Raw genomic sequence first — 18,578 nt, 5'->3', positions numbered from 1 at the left:
CCCGGTTCTTTCCGCAGAAAGGGCCTCTCGTGTCAGTCAAGCTTCGCATAGTCGCCATCGTCGCCGTCATGGGCGCAAGCCTCGTGATGCTGACTGGCCTTGCAACCTACAACTTGCTCAACATTCGCGGCTCGGTCGCCAATATGGCGGGTGACATCGACGCTGAGCGGCTTCTCGTCGACTTCGAAAGCGATCTTTTATACCTGAACATGGCGGCCGCCGCCGTCTATGAGGACGTCAGCCGGGGGAAGAACCCGCGGATGGATCCGCTCTCCGGGGCGATCGCCCAGGTCGAAGAGGACCTGGAGCGCATGGCCGCCCGCCTGGCGGGCTTCAATCTCGGCATCGACGCGCGCCAGCCGGTGGAAGCCGTGCTTGCAGAGCGCCGCGCCCTGATCGAAAGCATCGAAACGACCGGCACAACCGGCAACTACCAGATCGAGAACGCGCGCCAATCCATGGCCGCAGCGTCCGAGGTGCTCAAGGAAATCGCCGGCGGCCTCGTCGCCATGGCCGAAGAAGACCTCGCCTACATCGTCAGCGAGATCACCTCGGCGCTGATTTGGACCATCGGGCTGCCGCTCGTCGGTATTCTCGCCGGAACCGGCTACTCGCTGTGGACCGCGACGACGCAGATCTCTCGTCCGTTGCTGTCCGTTCGCGACCGGCTGCGCGAGCTCGAAGAAGGCGCCCTCAATACGCCGGTCGACGGCACGGCGCGTAACGACGAACTCGGCTCCCTCGCCAAAAGCGCCGAGGCGCTGCGCCTGCACCTCATCGAAGTCGAAACGATGCGCGCGACCGCCCGCAAAGAGCGCGAGGACCGCGCCGTGCACCAGCGCGAGGCCATCGAGCGGCAGATCGCGCGGCTCGATCAGGACGTCAACTCGGTGGTGCGCAGCCTGTCTGCGGCGGCGAGCCAACTTTCGTCGAGCGCCGGACAGCTTCGCAACAGCGCCAAGCAGTCCACCACCCAATCGGACCGTGTCTCGCACGCCGCGGAGGAGACGAGCTCCAACGTGCAGGCCGTCGCCTCGGCCGCCGAAGAGCTCGCCGCCTCCGCCCAGGAGATCGGCGCCCAGGTCCACCAGTCGACGCAGATTTCGCTGGAGGCCCTGAACCAGGCCGAGAGCGCAAACAAGGTGGTCGAAGGACTTTCGGGTTCGGCCAAGAAGATCGGCCAGGTGGTCGACCTCATCGAGGACATCGCCAGTCAGACCAACCTTCTCGCCCTTAATGCCACCATCGAGGCGGCACGGGCCGGGGACGCGGGCAAAGGCTTTGCCGTCGTCGCCATGGAAGTGAAGTCGCTCGCCGAGCAGACCGGCAGCGCGACGAAGGAAATCTCATCGCAGATCCAAGCCGTTCAGGCGGACGTGGACCGTGTGGTTCACGCCATCCAAAGCCTGAAGACGAGCTTCACCAAGGCCAACGAACTGGCCTCCAGCGTGGCATCGGCCATCGAGGAGCAGTCCGCGGCCACCGGGGCCATCGCCCAATCCGTGCAACAGGCGGCAGTCTCCACGCAAGACGTGTCGTCCATCATCATCGATGTGTCGAAGGCTGCCAACGATACGGGGACGGGGGCGAATGACATCGTCGCTGCGTCCGACGAACTGACGACGCAGGCCGACACACTGCGCACCCGCATGGCGAACTTCATCGCCTCCATGCGCTCCGACGCGGCCTGAACCTGACGCCTTAGAGGACCAATATCCATGGACGGGATCGACGAACTCCTCGCCGAATTCATCACCGACACGCAAGAGGCGTTGGAACAGGTGGACGTGAGGCTGGTCGAGCTCGAGCACGAGCCTGAACCGGCGTCGATGCTCAACGAGCTCTTCCGCCTGATGCACACCATCAAGGGCACTTGCGGCTTCCTCGGCCTGCCGCGCATGGCCGGCCTCGCGCACCACGCCGAGACCTTGATGGACCGCCTGCGCAATGGCGAGCCCGTCACGAACGACGCCATCGACGCGATGCTTCACGTCGTCGACCGGCTGAAATATCTGCTGGGGGCGATCGAGTCCTCCGGCGGCACCGAGCCGGAAGGCAACGACGAGTCGATCATCCTGGCCCTTCAGCAGGCCGGGTCCGACGCCTCCGCCGAGGTGCTGCACGGCCCTGACGATGCGCAGCCCGAGGTCGCGGTCGAGGAGGAGGCGGCGGCGGACGCACCGGCCCCGGCCGCTCCGGAGCCGGCTGCCGCGCCCGCACCCGCGCCGAAGGCTGAAGCCAAACCGGCCCCGAAGCCGGCGCCCAAACCCGCCCCGAAGCCGGCCGCGAAGGCGGACAAGCCGGAAGAGAAGGCGTCGGGCGGCGAGTCCGAATCGAGCTCCATCCGCGTCTCCGTCGAGACGCTCGAGCACCTGATGACCGTCGTCTCGGAGCTGGTGCTGACCCGCAACGAGCTGACCGAGATCATGCGCAACGAAGAGCGCACGAGCCACAAGCTCGCGCTCCAGCGCCTCTCCACCGTCACGGGCGAGTTGCAGCAGGCCGTCATGTCGACGCGCATGCAGCCGATCGGCAACGCCTGGCGCAAGTTGCCGCGCATCGTGCGCGACGTCGCGGCCAACCTCGGCAAGACGATCGAACTCGAGATGAACGGCGCTCAGACCGAGCTCGACCGGCAGGTGCTGGAATCCATCAAGGATCCGCTCATGCACATGGTCCGCAATGCGGCGGACCATGGCCTCGAGATCCCCTCAGAGCGCTTGGCCGCCGGCAAGCCGGAGAAGGGCCACATCAAGCTGAACGCCTACCATGAAGGCGGCCAGATCCTGGTGGAGATCGGGGACGACGGGCGCGGCCTCAACGTCGACCGCATCAAGGCGAAGGCGGTCGAGCGCGGTATCGCCACGCAGGAAGACGCCGACCGGATGACGAACGAGCAGATCTTCTCGTTCATCTTCGAGCCCGGATTCTCTACCGCCGCCCAGGTCACCTCGGTGTCCGGCCGCGGCGTCGGCATGGACGTCGTGCAGTCGAACGTGGAACGCATCGGCGGCTCGATCGACGTGCGCTCCGTCCAGGGGCAGGGATCGGTCTTCACGCTCAAGATCCCGCTGACGCTGGCCATCTTGCGCGCGCTCATCGTCGGCGTGGACGGCGAGGATTTCGCCATCCCGCAGACGTCGGTGGACGAGCTTCTGAAGGTGGAGCCGGGCGGCGCCCACTCGATCCAGCTCATCAAGGACTCGCCGGTGCTGCGCTCGCGCGACCGGCTGCTCCCCATCGTCGACCTCAGAACCGTCCTGCAACTTCCGACCGCGACGGACGAGAACGGCATGCCCCGGACCGCCGACGAAAGCACCGAAGGCTTCGTCATGGTCATCCGCGCCCGCGGGCTGAGGTTCGGCATGCTGGTCGATTCGGTGCTGCGGACGGAGGAAATCGTCGTGAAGCCGCTGCCTCACGCGCTGCGCAACATCGAGCACTTCTCCGGGTCGACCATCCTGGGCGACGGACGGGTGATCATGATCGTCGATCCCAATGGCGTGCGTTCGGCCTCGGCCACCCCGTCGGAGGCCAGCATGTCGGCCGCCGCGCAGGAGGAGGAAGACGCCATCGCCGCCGAGGACAAGCAGCTCCTTCTCATGTTCCGCGCCGCCACGCAGAACCGCAAGGCGCTGCCCATCAGCCTCATCACGCGCCTCGAGGACGTGTGCCTGGCCGATGCCGACCAGTCCGAGGGCCAATGGCACATCCAGTACAACAACGAGCTCATCCCGCTCGTGTGGTTCGGCGGCCCGCCCGATCCGGACTCCAAGGAGCGCAAGCCGCTGCTCGTCATGTCGGACGACGGCAAGTCGATGGGCCTCCTGGTGGACGAGATCGTCGACATCGTCGATGACGTGGTGGACGTGCAGATCCCGTCCGAACAGCCCGGCATCCTGGGCTCGGCCATCATCGGCGGCGCCCATGCCGAGGTGATCGACGTCGGCTACTTCCTGGGCCTCGCCTCCAACCACTGGTTCGACCCGCACCAGCGCGTGAAGGTGGACGAAACGGTCAAGATCCTCTTGGTCGACGACTCGCCCTTCTTCCGCAACCTCGTGGCGCCGGTGGTGCGCGCGGCGGGCTTCGAGCCGGTGGTCTGCTCGTCCGGCGCCCAGGCGCTCGACAAGCTGCAGGCCGGTCTGCACCCGAAGGTCATCGTCACCGACGTGGACATGCCGGAGATGGACGGCTTCGAGTTCGCCGCCGCGGCGCGCAAGATCGACCGTCTGAAGAGCGTGCCGCTGGTCGCTCTCACCGGCATGCTGACCGACGATGCGATCGCCAAGGCCCGCGAAGGCGGCTTCTCGGACTACATCTCCAAGCTCGATCGCAACGGTCTCATCGACTCCTTGCGTGAATTCACCAAGCCGGACGCTCAGAGGGAGAAAGCGGCGTGACCAAGACTCGCAATGCGCTTCTGGACGAGGCCGACGGATTCGTCACGGCCCGGCTGGCGGGTCACTGGTTCGCGCTGCCCATCTCGGCGGTCCACGAGGTCTTTCTCCTGTCGCGCATCACCACGGTGCCGCAGTCCCCGCCGGGCATCATCGGCGTGCTCAATCTGCGCGGCCGGATCGTCACCGCGCTGGATACGCGGCAGATCCTGGGCTTCCCCCGCGCGTCCAAGGCGCCCACCATGGCCATCGGGATCGAGCGGCAGGGCGAGCTCTTCGGCCTCGCGGTCGACGAGATGGGGGACGTTCTGACCTCCGTCGCCGCCGACCGCGAGCCGGCGCCGATGAACCTCGATCGCCGCTGGCGCGAGATCGTCACCGGCGTGCAGCGCTCGGAGAGCCATCTCGTTCTCATCGTCGCGGTGGACCGCCTGTTCGACGGTGTGACCTCACTGGCTGCCGCATGATCTCAGCGGTTCGGGCCGCGCCGGTGTCGGACCGTAAGCGACTCCAGCTGCTCGCCCACTCGGCCGCCTTACGGACCGCGCTGCGGCGGGCGCTCAACCACTCCAACTATGCGTTGACGCCCGATGCCGTGGGGCCGTCCGACGTGAAGCGCGCCTTCGACGAGGCGCGTCCCGACTGCCTGGTGCTCGACACGGAGTTGCCGGGCCTTCGCGGGCTCGGCCTGTTGAAGCAGATCGCGAGCGCGGATCCGCGCCTTCCCATCGTCGTGGTGGCGCCGGAGGCGGAGTTGGGGCGCATGCGCGCGGAGGCGATGGAGAAGGGGGCGATCGGCGTCGTCGGCAAGCCGGCATCGGACGAGCCGTTCGCGCTGCGCCCGGCCGCCCAGGCCGTGATCGACATTTTGGACGCTCAGTTCGGCTTTCGCGGCGGAACCCGCGGCAAGGCGCCGGGCGCATCGCCGAACGGCGCGCCGCCGACGGCCCCTTCGCTGACGGCCCCTGCGCTGACGACGCCCGCGCTGGCGCGGCAAAGCGGGACGGCGGCGCGCGCCGCACCGGCCACGGCGGGCGGGGGGATGATGGCGGCGACGGTCGCGGGGGCGGGTCTCGCTGCCCCGCGTGCACCGCGCATCCATCGCCCGCCGCCGCAAGTCTTCGTCGTCGCCTCCTCCACCGGCGGGCCGCAGGCGCTCATCACGCTCTTCTCGTCGGTGCCGCCTGCCGCGGTGTCGGTGCCTGTGCTGATCGTCCAACACATGCCGGCTGCATTCACGCCGATCTTGGCCGAGCACCTCAGCCGTGCCACCGCCTGGACCGCCAAGGAGGCGACCGCGGACGAGCCGCTGACGCCGGGCGAAATCCGCATCGCTCCCGGCGGCCACCACATGATCGTCTGCAACTCGGCCGGCACCAAGCGGCTGAAACTGACCGACACCGAGCCGGTGAACTTCTGCCGCCCGTCCGCCGACGTGCTCTTCGTGTCGGCGGCGGAAATCTGGGGCCGCGGCGTGTTCGGTGTCATTTTGACCGGGATGGGAAACGATGGCTGCCAGGGCGCGAAGGTGATCTCAGCGGCGGGCGGCGCGATCTACGCGCAGGACAAGGCGACGAGCGTCGTCTGGGGCATGCCGGGTGCCGCGGTCGGTGCCGGTGTGGTGGATCGCGTTCTGCCGCTGCCGGACATGGGTGCCGCGGTCCAGAGCGCGATGAAGGGAGTCTTCTGATGGTCCGCGACGACGACTTTGCCTACCTGCGAAAGATCCTCAAAGAGCGGTCCGGGCTCGCCCTCAGCGCCGACAAGCAGTATCTGGTGACGACGCGGCTCAAGCCGATCTGCGAGCAACACGGTCTGAAGGATCTCGCCGATCTCGTCGTTGCCATGCGCAGCGGGACGAAAGGGCGCCAGCTGGTCGAGGAGGTGGTCGACGCAATGACCACCAACGAATCCCTCTTCTTCCGCGATCAGGCGCCGTTCGAGGTGCTGATCAATCACATGTTGCCGCAGCTCATCGCCGCGCGCGGCGGGCGGCCGATCCGCATCTGGTCCGCCGCCTCCTCGACCGGGCAGGAGGCCTATTCGATCGCCATCCTTCTGGAGGAGAATGCGGCCAAGTTCGGCCGTCAGACGTTCGAGATCTTCGGCACCGACATCAGCCAGGCGGCGCTGGCGCGGGCGCGGGCCGGTGAATATACCCAATTCGAAGTCGGGCGCGGGATGCCGCAGCATTACCTGTCGCGTTACTTCACCCGCGGCGAGCGCAACCACTACGTCATCTCCCCCGCGATCCGCAAACGGGTCACCTTCGAGGCGCGAAACCTGCTCGACCCGTTCGACCGGCTGGGCCAGTTCGACGTGGTCTTCTGCCGCAACGTGCTGATCTATTTCGATCGGCCGACGAAGACGAATGTGCTGGAGCGGATCGCCAAGATCATGCCGGGCGACGGATTTCTGATCCTCGGCGGCCCCGAGACGACGCTGGGCCTGACCGCGCAATTCGCCCGTCACGGCCAATGGCGCAACGTCTACGTCCGTACGGTGAGCGGCACCCGCGCGACACCGTCGGACCGCATCTGCGCCTGACGACGCGGGTGAGCGGTGGCGGCGGGCGGGGTCGTCGGCGAGCGTGGGACATGCGGTCGAGACCAATCCGCCGGGCATATGGCGGGGGAGAGGCGTCGCCGATGATACCGCCGACGCCTGCCACAAGGGCCACGTTGGTCATTGTCGTCTCTTCTCGAAGAACGGGTTGCTCGGGACCCTTCGAAGGGTCCCGCATGTCTTCACGCAGCAAGGACCCGCGGGGCGACAATACCGCTGCGGCGTGGTCCGGCCGTCGCCTTGACCGCAAAGAGGACCGCGAGGTCTACGAGGGGTTCCAGCGCAACGACGGCGACGTACGCCGTCCCGAACGAAGCGATGCCGAACATCGTATCGGCGGTGAAGCCGTGACCGTAGAGAGCCCAGAACGCCACCCACGCGACGACACCGCCCTGGTAGACGAGCGCGAGCGCGAGGACGTCGCGGTACTCCAGCTGTGCGTAAGGAGTGTTCGCCGGGATGATCCGATCCGCGACCGCGGCCATTGCGAACAGCGGCAACAGAAGGGTGGTCACGTTCATGCCGTATTGCGGCAGGTCGAACGGGGCGAAGACGAGGCCCTGGACGAGAAGTCCGGCGGCCAGCCCGATCGCTGCCGGCGCGCGGCCGAGGATCAGGAACAGCGTGGAGCCGAGGATGAGGTGTACCTCGGACACGCCGACCGGCCAGTGCGGCAGCACCTCGAAGAACGCGAACACCGCGATTGTCGCCACCACGCTGCGCGCGAGGAGCGAGGCGGCGCCCTCGTGGCGGATCTGGCGCAGGGTCGCCGCGGTGAGGGCGCCGCCGGCGACAGCCGCGGTGGCGCAGGACAGGATGAGCTTGGCGCCAGTCACGACGCCGGGTTCGATGTGCATGGATGCGTTTCCTGAAGAGTTTCGGGGATATCGGCAGGACCCGCGAGCGGGTCAGATCAGGGCGGGAACCGTGGCGTCGACGACCACCTCGAGGACGAACGGTCCCGGTCGGCCCATGGCGGTCGCCAGCGCGTCGTCGAGGTCGGCCGGTTTCGTCACGCGGGCGGCCGCGCAGCCGTAACCGGTGGCGAGAGAGACGAAGTCGAGGTCCGGCAGGTTCAGGCCGGGGACGCCGGGCGTCTCGAGCAGGTTCGCGAACGCCTTCAGGATGTTGTAGGCGCCGTTGCGAACGATGACGTAGAGGATGTCGAGCTTCTGCTGCCGCGCCGTCCACAGGGCCTGGATGACGTAGTTCGCGGCGCCGTCGCCGATGATCGCGATCACCTTGCGACGGGTGCCGTTGTCACGCTCTGCGAGCGCCGCGCCAACCGCGGCGGGCAGGCCGTAGCCGAGCACGCCGCTCGACATCGAGTAGAACGACCCCGGCGTTTCGATGGGAATGCGCCGGCGCAGAGCCTTCAGGCTCGACATCGATTCCTGCACGATCACCGAGTCCCTCGGCCGCACCTTCTCGATGCGGTCGTAGAGCGCGTCGGGCGTCAACGCGCCGTTGCAGTCCTCCGGCGCGGGGGCGGCAGGACGCGGCGCGGGGAGCGGGCGGGTCGTCGGCGCGAGGTCCGCGGCGAGGATGGCGCAGGCCCGCGCCGGGTCTGCGAGGATGGCGGTGCCCACCGGCGCACGCGCCGTCTCGGCCGGGTCGTCGCTGATGTGAAAGAGGCGCGTTCCAGCAGGTAGAAACGCGCCGGGGACGTAAGGATAGTACCGGAACACCGGCGCTCCGATGACGACGACCACGTCGTAGGGCGCGAGCTGCTCGGCGAGGGGACCGATGGCGCCGATGGCGGAGCCCATGAACAGCGGGTGCGTCTCGGGAAAGCCGGGGCGGCCCTCGTAGGGCGCGGCGAGGACCGGGGCGTGTGCCGTCTCGGCGAGGCGGACGGCATCGTCCCAGCCGCCGCCCTGGTCCACCGCGCCGCCGATGATGAGCACCGGGTTCCTCGCCGTCGCCAGCGCCTCGGCGACGGGCGCGAGGAGATCGCTGTCAGTCCCCAGCCGCCGGCTCACCGTGCGGATTTCGGGCAGGCGCCCGCAGTCGGCCTCGAAGTCGTCCATCGGGATCGACAGGAACACCGGGCCGGCCGGCGGCTGGATCGCCGCGGCGAAGGCGCGCATGAGCGCGGCCGGCACGTCGGCCGCGCGCGCCGGCTCGTAGGCCCACTTCACGAACGGCGCCGCGATCAGGTGCGGCGCGGTGTTGGTAAGATACGGCTCCAAGAGCAGCATCTCGCGGGTCTGCTGACCGGCGGTGATGACGAGCGGCACCTTGTTGAGGAACGCGGACTCGATGTTACCCAGCGCGTTCCCCATGCCGGCGGCGGTGTGCAGGTTGACGAGCGCCGGGCGGCGGGTCGCCTGCGCGTAGGCGTCCGCCATCGCGACTGCCGGCGCCTCCTGCAGTGCGAGCACATAGCGGAAGTCGGCCGGGAAGTCGGTCAACATCGTCTCTTCGGTCGAACCCGGGTTGCCGAAGATCGTCGTCATGCCGAGCTCGCGGCAGACGGTGTAGAAGGCCTCGCGAACGGTGGTCATCGCTGCGCCCTCAACCGGCCTGCGCCACGCCGGGGGGCGGCGCGCCCACTGGGGAGACGGCGATCAGCTTGGCGTTGACGAACTCGCCGAAGCCGAGTTCCGACAGCTCGCGACCGTAGCCGGAGTTCTTGGTCCCGCCGAAGGGCAGCTCGGGCGCCGTCCAGGTCGGGTTGTTGACGAAGGCCATGCCGCTCTCGATGGCGAGCGCCACCTGTTCGCCCCGTTCCAGATCCGCGGTGAAGACCGAGCCGCCGAGGCCGAACGGGACCGCGTTGGCGATCTTCAGCGCCTCGGCCTCGTCCGCCGCGGCGTAGAAGGAGATGACCGGGCCGAACAGCTCCTCGCGATAGATCGGATTAGACTCGTCGATGTCGGTCAGCACCGTCGCTTCCACGTAGAAGCCCGGCCGGTTGAGCCGGTGGCCGCCGAGACGGACGACCGCGCCGGCCGCCTCGGCACGGCGGATCTGGTCGAGGATGTGCTCCACCGCGTCCTCGGACGAGAGGGGGCCGAGTGTCGTCGCGGCGTCCATCGGGTCGCCGGGGACGAGTGCGGCCATCCGCTTAACAATTGCGTCGAGGAACGCGGCCGCCCGCTCCGCGCCCACCACGATGATGCGCTTGGAGGCGACGCAGCTCTGGCCGGTGTTGTTCATCCGGCCCCACATGATGTTGTCGAGCGTCGCCCCGAACGGGGCGTCCGGCAGGACGATCAGCGGATCGGAGCCGCCCAACTCCATCACGGACTTCTTGAGGTTCTTTCCGGCCTGCGCGGCAACGGCAGCCCCGGCGCGCTCCGACCCGGTGACGGTCACGCCCGCAATGCGCGGATCCTCGATCAGCCGGGCGACCTGGTCGGTGGAGGCGTAGATGTTGGTATAGACGCCGTCCGGCGCTCCGGCCCGGCGCATCACGTCCTCGAACGCGGCGGCGCACTGTGGCACCGACCCGGCGTGCTTCACCATCAGCACGTTGCCGACCATGAGCTGCGGGCCGGCGACACGGGCGAGCTGGTAGTACGGAAAATTCCACGGCTCGACGCCGAGGATGACGCCGATCGGCAGGCGGTGGACGTTCGCCCCCTCGTGCTCGTCGATCCGCTCGGGCTTCAGGTAGTGCGCGGCATGGTCGGCGTAGTAGTCGAGGATCGAGGCCGACAGCGCGACCTCTCCTTCCGCTTGCGCCAAAAGCTTGCCCATCTCGCGCACCACCAGCGCGGCGAGGCGGGGCGCCTCCTCGCGCATCAGCGCGGCAGCGCGGCGCACGATCGTCGCGCGCTCGTCGATCGAACGGCGGCGCCAGTCGCTCTCGAACGCGGTGCGGGCGGTGTTGAGGGCGTCGTCGAGGGCGGCGTCGGAGATGGTGTCGAAGCGCATCTCGACCGTCCCCGTGGCGGGGTTGATGGTCTGGTAGGCCATGGCGAAGTCCTTGGGTGTGCGGTCAGACGCGGACCGCGAGGCGAGTGATCGCGGCCTCGTCCCAGACGAGGCCGATGCCGGGGCGGTCCGGCGCGGTGAGGTGGCCGTCCACGGGCAGCACCGGGTCGGCGAGGATGGGAAGCGCCCAGTCGACCCACTCGAGCCAGTGGGACGAAGGGGTGACGCGCAGGAGGTGCGCGGCGATTTCCGGATAGAGGTGGTTGGAGAACTGCACGCCGGCCGCACCTGCAACGGCGGCGGTGCGCAGCCAGCCGGTCACGCCGCCGATGCGCATGAGGTCGCCCATCGCGTAGGCGATGCCCCCGCCGGCGATGACGGTCGCGAGGTCACGCGGGCCGTAGAAGTTTTCGCCAAGCTGGAGCGGTGTTCGCAGCTTGGCAGCAAGCAGCGCGTATCCGGCAAGGTTGTCGTAGGCGATGGGCTCCTCGAACCAATAGAGGCCGAGATCGTCGAGGGCGTGGCAGCGGCGGATGGCATCGCCCAGGCCGAGCGCCTGATTGAAGTCGACCATCAGGTCGATATCGCCGACCGCTTCGCGCACGGTGTTGATGGCGGCGAGGTCGTCTGCGAGGCGCGCGTTGCCAAGGCGCAGCTTGAGCGTATCGAAGCCGCCTTCCGCCATGAGATCCCGCGCTTCCGCACCCAAAGTCGCCGCCTCGTGTCGCCACAGGCCGTTGGAGTTATAGGCGCGGACCGGGCCGACAGACCCGCCGAGAAGGACCGCCAGCGGCATCCCGGCAGCCTTGGCCCGCGCGTCCCACAGCGCCATGTCGAGTGCCGCGATGGCATCCATGGTGACGCCTGCCGTTCCTGCGACATTCAGCGCCTTCGCGGCCCGGGCGGCGAAGTCGACCGGGGCGAGCGGGGCGCCGGTCACGTCCTCGCCAAGATCGCGGATGGTCGCGACGAGGGCGGGAACGGACCGGCCGCGGTAGGGGGCGACGTAAGCGTTGCCGATGGCATCGTCGGTCTCGACGTCGACGAGGACCAGCGGCCACTCGTCGAACCGGCCGATGTCCGCAATTACCGGTCGGCGGAGCGGGACGGAGACGGCGCGGACGGTGACCGATCGGACGGTCGTGTCGCGAGCGAACGGTGTGGATCGAAATGTCGGAAGCATATGTCGTCTCGCTTTGGGTGTGACGAATATTGAGCCTCACGACAAGATTTGAAATCTATACTTTGATTTTACTTGGATCCATCGAGCCGCGCTGATTCGCCGGCATCCGCCATGACGGCTTCGATCACCGTCGTCATCCGCGCCAGCACAGGGGCGAGCGCCGTGGGCGTGCCGTGCCGGGCCGCAGCCGCGGCAGGATCCTCCGCGACGAGCGTCGTCGTCCCATCGTCCCGCTCGAGAACGAGAATGCGCAGCGGAAGCTCCAGCGCGAGGGTCGGTGCCGCTTGCATCAGCGGCGTTCCCGCGTGCGGGTCGCCGAACACCACAACCTCAGTCGGGCGCAAGGAGAGGCCCGCCGTGCGGGCCGCAGCCGCGTGGTCGAACCGGGCGAACACGGTCATTCCTCGCGCCGCCACAGCCGCGAGAAGGCGCCGGACGGTCTCCTGCTGCCCGAACGCGCTCGTCGACCACAGGAGCGTCATGGCCGCACCATTGCGCGCCGCACGCGCAGAGACGCGATGACGCCCAGCGCGGCGAGCCCGCCGAGCACCTCTGCCGCGACCGCAGCGAGGGCCGCGCCCGGCGTGAGCGACAGAGGGCCAGCCGCCACCGTGGCCGCGATGGCAACGGCCGGGTTGGCGAGCGATCCGGACGGGAAGGCCAGGATCGCCGCGAAGAGCCAGGCCCCGACGGCGAACGGACCGGCCGAGCGGGGCGCTCCGCGCGCAACCGCGAACACGACCAGCATCAGCGCGAACGCCGCCAGCGCTTCACTGGCGCCGAACTGCAGGGACCCCGCGGTCGCCGGTCCCGTCGCGAACGGCGCCAGCGCCCCGGCGAGCACGGCGCCGACGAGCCCACCGACCACCTGTGCCGCCACGTAGGCTGCCGCGCAGCGCCCGGTGCGCTCGCCCGCCAGCCACTGCACCGCCGAGATGAGCGGGTTGAAGTGACCGCCCGAGACCGGCCCAAGCGCCACGATGAGCCCGACCAGCGCGCCCGTGATGGACGCCGCGATCATCAGCGCCGCGATGGTGGGTGCGGCCCCGCTTCGCTCGGCGGCGAGGCCTCCGCCGACGGCCGCCGCCAGCAGGAGAGCGGTGCCGACGCCCTCCGCCCCCGCGCGCCGCCACAGGGCGCGGCTCGGGTCGTTCTCGAAGAAGCAGGCGGGGGTCACACCTCGCCCGCTCCGGCGTGCCGCGCCTCCACCTCGTCCATCTTGCGGGCGAGTTCCTCCGGCGTAAGTATGCCCTTCTGGAACAGGATGTTGCCGAAGGCGACGATCCAGCGCTCGTAGTAGGAAAGGCTGCCGATCACCGTCGCGCCGAGGGCCTCCACGCCGCGGCGCTTCTCCTCGGTGTTGATGATCTTCTTGAAGTCGAGCAAGTCGGCGAGCGCGTGACAGCGCTTCTCCCACGGCAGCAGCGTGTGCTCCGCCATGACGATCGGGCCGGCCTCGACGCCGCCGATATCGTTGGGAAGCTTCTTCACGAGGTGGGCGCTGTCGTTCATTGCACGCTCTCCGGCAGGGTGGCGGGGACGACGCCGATCATCGCGTCGCGGGTGACGAGTTCGGCGAGCGACTCCTCGCTCCACCCCTCGGTGCCCTCCGGCCGACGGGGCAGGACGAGGTAGCGGACCATGGCGGTGGAGTCCGACACGCGGATCTCCACATCGTCCGGTATGGTGGTGCCGAACTCGGCGAGCACGGCGCGCGGCTCGATGACGGCGCGGGCGCGGTAGGGCTTTTCCTTGTACCAGTCCGGCGGCAGGCCCAGCACCGGGCGCGGGTAGCAGGAGCACAGCGTGCAGACGATGAGGTTGTGGACCTCTTGCGTGTTCTCCAGCACGATGAGCTGCGTGTCGTCGTAGAAGGAGATGCCGAGTTCTTCGCACCCGGCACGTCCGTCGGCGATGAGCCGCGCGCGGAAGCCAGGGTCGACCCAGGCGCGCGCCACCACCTTGGCGCCGAGCGCTGGCGTCCGGGAATCCAGCACCTCGATCTGCCTGCGGATCTCGGCCGGGCCGATCAGCCCCTTCTCGGCCAGGAGCTCGCGCACGGCGGTCTCCATGATCTCGTAGTATCCGGCCGCCTCGGCGGTGATCTCGGCGTGCGGATGGTCGTGGCCGTGCTCGTGGTTATGTTCGTGGGCGGACATCCTCAGACCCTTTCCAGCCATGTCTCGAAGACTTCGATCCGGAGCCCGTCGCGCGGCGAGCCGACATAGTCGGGCCAGATCTCGGTGAGGGGGATGGCGATGCGGTAGTAGTGGCGCTTGGATCCGGCGTTGCGGCCGAACCCCTCCTGCTCATTGTCGAGCCCGGCCGGCTCGATCACCGCCTCGACGGTGCCGGACTTGCCGCGCAGGTATGTCGGCACGCGATAGTGCCCGATCGGCGTGCGCGTCAGGATGCGCACCGGGTCGCCCGGCGCGAACGCCGGGGCTTCATCCAGCGCCCAAACGACGCCCTGGAGCCTCCCGGCGGTTGAAGTGGCGGACATGTCGGGTTCCTCCATGGCTCAGACGCCCTCGAAGACGAGGCGCGTGTAGAAGTCGGGGGTGATGACGAACTGACCCCACTTCGCGTCGAAGGGGGCGGTCGGCCGCGCCGCGATGGTCTCGGCAAGGGAGCGGCCCTCGGCCTTCAGCGCCGCGACGGCCTCGCGCGTGGCGACCAGCATCTCGCGGAAGGCGGCGAGCTCGGCCCGGTTGGAAACCGGGTTGCCGTGGCCTGGGATGACGATGGTCGCCTCGCTCGTGGCGGCGAGGTTGGCATCGGCGGCGGCGATCATCCCGTCGATGCTGCCGCCGGTGGAATAGTCGATGAACGGGTAGATGCCGTTCCAGTAGGTGTCGCCGGTGTGAAGGATGTCCGGCTCCACGAAGCGCACGGCGATATCGCTGTCGGTGTGGGCCGGAGCGTATGACGTCAGCGCCAGGATGGTGCCGTTCAGGGCGCGGGAGGTGTCGCCGGTGAAGGTTTCAGAAGGGATCGCGGCCGGCGGGGCGGGCGGGAAGTCGAAGCTCCAGTCCTCCACCCGCTGGGCCGAGGCGAGGTGTTTGCCCGTGTTGGCGTGGGCGAGGATCGCCGCGCCCTCTCCGGCGAGCCACTCGTTGCCGTCGGCATGGTCGAAGTGCCAATGGGTGTTGACGAGGTGGGTGATGGGCTCCGGTCCGAGCCCGTCCGCCGCCGCCTGGATGCGCGGCCGCGTGGCCGTAATGCCCGCGTCGACGAACACTTTGCCGTCCGGCCCGGTGAGAACCGCGATGTTTCCGCCGGAGCCTTCCAGCACTGCGACGTTGCCGCGAAGCCGGTGGACGGTGATTTCGGCTTCGGCGGCGGCGGAGCGCATCCTGTCGACGATGCTGGTCGCCTCCGCCCACGCCTCGGCGGGCGTGAGCCAGCCGCGGCCGGCGACGGCGGCGGCGGTGCAGCACAGGCAGAAGCCGCGCCGCGTGAGATGGTGGTGCATGACGGGTTCTCTTGTCACTGCGCCGCGCCGCCGTCGGCGGCGAACGTCGCGAGGTAGGCGATGAGGTTGTCGACGTCGTCCGGCTTCAGCGGCGGGACCGGCGGCATCTGGGTGCCCTTCGCGACGGCCTGCGGTTTCGCCACGAAGGCAGCGATCGTGTCGTGGTCCCACGTGATCGCCGCATCCTTGAGGGCCGGCGAATAGGCATAACCGGCGACCGTCCCGCTGGTGCGGCCGATGACGCCGTTCAGCTCCGGGCCGACGAGATTGCGGGCCTTCTCCCCCACCTGGTGGCAGCTCTGGCAGCGAGCGAAGACGCGCTTGCCCGCTGCAGGATCGCCGTCGGCATGTGCCGCTCCGGCCGAGAGGACTGTCGCCAAGACCGGGGCCAGACACGCGGCCGCACGCCATCCTTCGCGCGACCGCCGCCGCGCGCCGTTCCGTTCATTCGTCATGGGTCTATCCCTTAAGCGCCAGAAAGCTGCATGTTGGCGAGCGGCAGGCTGCGCGCCCGGACCCCGGGCAGCGCCGCGACGGCGTTGACCACCGCGCCCGTCACACCGGGCAGCCCAGGCTCTCCGACGCCGCCCATCGGCGCGCCGCTCTCGACGATGGAGACGGTGACCTGCAGCATCATCTCGCGCCGCAGCACCTGATACGTGTCGTAGTTGGCGTCGCGCCGGAGGCCGTTCTCGTAGACCGCCTGCTCGACCAACGTCTCGGGAAGCCCGAGCGCCAGGCGGAGACGAGGACATCCACCTCGCCGCGGCCGAGCCGCGCGAACATCTCCTCGTGCGGCGCGGTGGAGCGTTCGACCGCATGACCCTCGTCCACCAGGATCGCCTCGACTTCGCGGGCCGAGGCATCGTGGAAGGAAAGGTCGATACGGCCGACGAGGATCGGCCGGGCGCTCATGCGTCGAGCGTGTGGTAGGCGGCGACGGTGTCCATCACCCGCGTCGAGTAGACGAGCGAGGCGCCGGCATCGAGCGCGACGGCGACCCCAAGCGCGACGGCGACCCCAAGCGCCTCGGCGATCTCCTCCTCGCTCGCCTCGTGCTTCAGCGCCTGCTCGGTGTGGATCGTGATGCAGCCGTTACAGCGCTGGGCAACGGCGACCTCCAGAGCGATCAGCTCGCGCGGCTTGGCGCCGAGGATGTCCTTCTTCGCGCCGGCAGAGGACAGCTCGACGTAGCTGCGCACCGTTTCGGGGCTCAGCCGCCCGTACGCGCCGACGCCGGCCTTGAGTTCGTCGCGGTCAGTATTCCAATCCGGCATCACGATGGGATCTCCTTCTGTCCCAAAGGTAACCGAAGATCCCCGATGGCATTATCCATCCATAGATATAGTAATCGGCGCCCGATGCAGGATGTACGCTCCGGCCATGGTTCTCCCGGATGATCCGGGCTTCAAGGAGTCACCATGAACACGAACGATGGCACCGCGCTCGTGACGGGCGCATCGTCCGGCATCGGTAAGGCGTTCGCGCAGGAACTCGCGCGACGCGGGAACGACCTCGTCATCGTCGCGCGCGACGTGGACCGGCTCGACGCTGTGGCGGCGCGACTGCGGGACCAACACGGCGTCGCCGTCGAGGTCTGCCGCGCGGATCTTGCCGATGCCGGTGACGTCGCGCGGGTCGCGGAGCGGATCAACTTGGACCCGCGGATCGGCCGTGTCGTGAATTGTGCCGGCCTCTGGGTCGCCGGGCCGGCACTCGGCGGCGACGCTAAGCGTTACGCGCCGCTGATGGCGGTCAACGTCGTCGCACTGCAGGAGCTGACTCTGGCGGCTGCCGCGGCCTTCGCCGCACGCGGGCGTGGCGGCATCACCAACATCTCGTCGGCGGTGGTGATGGCGCCGGAGCAGTTTCACGCGGTCTACGTGGCCGGCAAGGCCTATGTTCTGGCTCTGACCGAGGCGCTGCAGACCGAGGTGGCCGGGACCGGAGTGCGCCTGCAGGCCGTCCTGCCCGGGTTCACGAAGACCGAGCTGTTCGACCGCGCCAAGGCCGACGTCTCGGCCGTCCCCGACGCGATGAAGATGGACCCCGGCCTCCTCGTCGAGGCCGCACTCGCCGGCTTCGAGGCGGGCGAGACGGTGACCATCCCTTCGCTGCCCAACATTGCCGATTGGGACGCCTTTCTCGCCGCGCGGGCGGCCCTGGGTCCGAACCTGTCCCACGACCATCCGGCGGCTCGCTACCGCTTGGCCGAAGCGGCATAGCCGACCGAAAGGACCAGGCCGGTGAGGCCGAACGCGGCGAAGACGATCATGCCGATCCCGGCGGCGAGGAACGTCCCGCCTAGGTGGACCGCGAGTGCGCCGCCCGTCGCTGCGACGATGGTGCGCGCGAGCGCACCGGCGACCGGGAGCATCATGCGCCCGGTTCCCTGCGCCGCGCAGTAGAGGACGAAGGCCGCGCCGAAGAATCCATAAAAGGGACCGACGGTGGTCAGGTACACCCTGCCGACGGCGACGGCCTCGGTACCCTCCATGAAGAGGCCGAGCCAGACGCCAGGCAGCAGCGCGGCGGCAAGACCGACGGCCTCGGCCACCACGAATCCCGCAGCGGCAGCATAAGGACTGCACCGCCGCCGACCACCGTCTTGGCGAGTCGGATGCTGCCCTGCCCCCGGACAAGCGCCAGCAGGGCGTTGAAGACCCAGATCACCGGCGCGCCCGCGAACAGCACCGACGAGTAGCGGACCGCCATATCAATGACATGCAATCCATTCACCGAACCTCTGGAGTCATTAGGCCTGGAAAAATCGGCCTTGAAACACCGCTTCCAAGCCTCCTCGCGCAGAGGCCGTGCTCAGCCCTTCCCGCAGAACCTTCGACCAGAACGGGAATTCTCAGCCGCAGCCAAATCGGGAGAACGCTTTCGCGAGGGTAAGTGGCGGGTGGGGTGGGATTCGAACCCACGGTACGCTTGCACGCACGGCGGTTTTCAAGACCGCTGCCTTAAACCACTCGGCCACCCACCCACATTGAACACGCTGGTCTTTTTCGCCTCACTCAGTCCCGGTTTGGCACTTTCCGGGCGGGTTTGGCAGTCCCCGTTCTCGTTT

19 protein-coding genes, 1 tRNA gene and 1 pseudogene are annotated in these 18,578 nt (G+C 68.6%); 6 read left to right on the top strand and 15 right to left on the bottom strand.

The window, feature by feature from the left end:
• Positions 1 to 29: 29 nt before the first annotated feature.
• The 5 genes from BIX52_RS02985 to BIX52_RS02965 are packed head-to-tail and all read left to right on the top strand — an operon-like array spanning position 30 to position 6,947.
• Positions 30 to 1,691 (top strand): methyl-accepting chemotaxis protein, encoded by a 1,662-nt coding sequence (locus tag BIX52_RS02985; protein WP_083659965.1) that lies wholly within the window; start codon positions 30 to 32, stop codon positions 1,689 to 1,691.
• A 27-nt stretch (positions 1,692 to 1,718) separates the two neighbouring features.
• Positions 1,719 to 4,403, top strand: coding sequence for a hybrid sensor histidine kinase/response regulator (locus BIX52_RS02980; protein ID WP_245803097.1), 2,685 nt, complete (start codon positions 1,719 to 1,721; stop codon positions 4,401 to 4,403).
• Positions 4,400 to 4,867 carry a chemotaxis protein CheW gene (locus BIX52_RS02975; RefSeq protein ID WP_075219482.1) on the top strand — a complete coding sequence of 156 codons (468 nt, stop codon included), beginning with the start codon at positions 4,400 to 4,402 and terminating at the stop codon, positions 4,865 to 4,867. Before BIX52_RS02980 ends, BIX52_RS02975 begins: the two co-directional genes overlap by 4 nt.
• Positions 4,864 to 6,090, top strand: coding sequence for a chemotaxis protein CheB (locus BIX52_RS02970; RefSeq protein WP_083659964.1), 1,227 nt, complete (start codon positions 4,864 to 4,866; stop codon positions 6,088 to 6,090). Before BIX52_RS02975 ends, BIX52_RS02970 begins: the two co-directional genes overlap by 4 nt.
• Complete coding sequence (locus tag BIX52_RS02965; RefSeq protein ID WP_075219480.1) at positions 6,090 to 6,947, top strand: CheR family methyltransferase; 858 nt, start codon at positions 6,090 to 6,092, stop codon at positions 6,945 to 6,947. Before BIX52_RS02970 ends, BIX52_RS02965 begins: the two co-directional genes overlap by 1 nt.
• A 200-nt stretch (positions 6,948 to 7,147) precedes the next feature.
• Here the strand turns inward: BIX52_RS02965 and BIX52_RS02960 are convergent, their stop codons facing one another.
• From BIX52_RS02960 to BIX52_RS02900, 13 genes and pseudogenes are all read right to left on the bottom strand, one after another.
• On the bottom strand, positions 7,148 to 7,822 hold the full coding sequence (locus BIX52_RS02960; protein ID WP_075219479.1) for an energy-coupling factor ABC transporter permease: 675 nt from the start codon (positions 7,820 to 7,822) through the stop codon (positions 7,148 to 7,150).
• Positions 7,823 to 7,873: 51 nt separating this feature from the next.
• On the bottom strand, positions 7,874 to 9,472 hold the full coding sequence (gene mdlC, locus BIX52_RS02955; protein WP_075219478.1) for a benzoylformate decarboxylase: 1,599 nt from the start codon (positions 9,470 to 9,472) through the stop codon (positions 7,874 to 7,876).
• Between the two features lie 10 nt (positions 9,473 to 9,482).
• Positions 9,483 to 10,889, bottom strand: coding sequence for an NAD-dependent succinate-semialdehyde dehydrogenase (locus BIX52_RS02950; protein ID WP_075219477.1), 1,407 nt, complete (start codon positions 10,887 to 10,889; stop codon positions 9,483 to 9,485).
• Positions 10,890 to 10,911: 22 nt separating this feature from the next.
• The gene (locus BIX52_RS02945; protein ID WP_075219476.1) at positions 10,912 to 12,030 is read right to left on the bottom strand and encodes an enolase C-terminal domain-like protein; all 1,119 of its coding nucleotides are present in this window, start codon (positions 12,028 to 12,030) and stop codon (positions 10,912 to 10,914) included.
• Positions 12,031 to 12,098: 68 nt separating this feature from the next.
• A complete protein-coding gene (locus tag BIX52_RS02940) occupies positions 12,099 to 12,512 on the bottom strand; it encodes a DUF302 domain-containing protein (protein WP_075219475.1) in 414 nt (137 codons plus the stop codon).
• On the bottom strand, positions 12,509 to 13,207 hold the full coding sequence (locus BIX52_RS02935) for an aquaporin (protein ID WP_075219474.1): 699 nt from the start codon (positions 13,205 to 13,207) through the stop codon (positions 12,509 to 12,511). Before BIX52_RS02935 ends, BIX52_RS02940 begins: the two co-directional genes overlap by 4 nt.
• Complete coding sequence (locus BIX52_RS02930) at positions 13,204 to 13,542, bottom strand: SH3-like domain-containing protein (protein ID WP_075219473.1); 339 nt, start codon at positions 13,540 to 13,542, stop codon at positions 13,204 to 13,206. Before BIX52_RS02930 ends, BIX52_RS02935 begins: the two co-directional genes overlap by 4 nt.
• Complete coding sequence (gene nthA / locus BIX52_RS02925; RefSeq protein ID WP_075219472.1) at positions 13,539 to 14,189, bottom strand: nitrile hydratase subunit alpha; 651 nt, start codon at positions 14,187 to 14,189, stop codon at positions 13,539 to 13,541. The genes BIX52_RS02930 and nthA overlap by 4 nt, the downstream gene beginning before the upstream one ends.
• 2 nt (positions 14,190 to 14,191) lie before the next feature.
• Positions 14,192 to 14,533 carry an SH3-like domain-containing protein gene (locus BIX52_RS02920; RefSeq protein ID WP_075219471.1) on the bottom strand — a complete coding sequence of 114 codons (342 nt, stop codon included), beginning with the start codon at positions 14,531 to 14,533 and terminating at the stop codon, positions 14,192 to 14,194.
• Positions 14,534 to 14,551: 18 nt separating this feature from the next.
• Complete coding sequence (locus tag BIX52_RS02915; RefSeq protein ID WP_075219470.1) at positions 14,552 to 15,505, bottom strand: MBL fold metallo-hydrolase; 954 nt, start codon at positions 15,503 to 15,505, stop codon at positions 14,552 to 14,554.
• A gap of 14 nt (positions 15,506 to 15,519) precedes the next feature.
• A complete protein-coding gene (locus tag BIX52_RS02910; protein ID WP_245803096.1) occupies positions 15,520 to 15,885 on the bottom strand; it encodes a c-type cytochrome in 366 nt (121 codons plus the stop codon).
• A gap of 86 nt (positions 15,886 to 15,971) precedes the next feature.
• Positions 15,972 to 16,241: pseudogene (locus tag BIX52_RS02905) on the bottom strand (xanthine dehydrogenase family protein molybdopterin-binding subunit); the annotation flags it as partial.
• Positions 16,242 to 16,416: 175 nt separating this feature from the next.
• Positions 16,417 to 16,782: a carboxymuconolactone decarboxylase family protein gene (locus BIX52_RS02900; protein WP_075219467.1), complete on the bottom strand. Its 366-nt coding sequence runs from the start codon at positions 16,780 to 16,782 to the stop codon at positions 16,417 to 16,419.
• A gap of 144 nt (positions 16,783 to 16,926) precedes the next feature.
• On the opposite strand from BIX52_RS02900, the gene BIX52_RS02895 reads away from it, so the two are divergent.
• Positions 16,927 to 17,730, top strand: coding sequence for an SDR family NAD(P)-dependent oxidoreductase (locus BIX52_RS02895; RefSeq protein WP_075219466.1), 804 nt, complete (start codon positions 16,927 to 16,929; stop codon positions 17,728 to 17,730).
• On the opposite strand, the gene BIX52_RS02890 is transcribed toward BIX52_RS02895, so the two are convergent.
• Together BIX52_RS02890 and BIX52_RS02885 are read right to left on the bottom strand one after the other, a co-directional pair.
• Entirely contained in the window at positions 17,706 to 18,062 is a 357-nt protein-coding gene (locus BIX52_RS02890; RefSeq protein WP_075219465.1) for an MATE family efflux transporter, read from the bottom strand. The genes BIX52_RS02895 and BIX52_RS02890 overlap by 25 nt on opposite strands.
• 342 nt (positions 18,063 to 18,404) lie before the next feature.
• Positions 18,405 to 18,494 (bottom strand) — tRNA-Ser (locus BIX52_RS02885).
• Between the last annotated feature and the right edge of the window lie 84 nt (positions 18,495 to 18,578).

The organism is Acuticoccus yangtzensis (genome assembly GCF_001927245.1).
Lineage (GTDB): Bacteria > Pseudomonadota > Alphaproteobacteria > Rhizobiales > Amorphaceae > Acuticoccus > Acuticoccus yangtzensis.
This window is presented reverse-complemented; position numbering and strand designations above follow the sequence as displayed.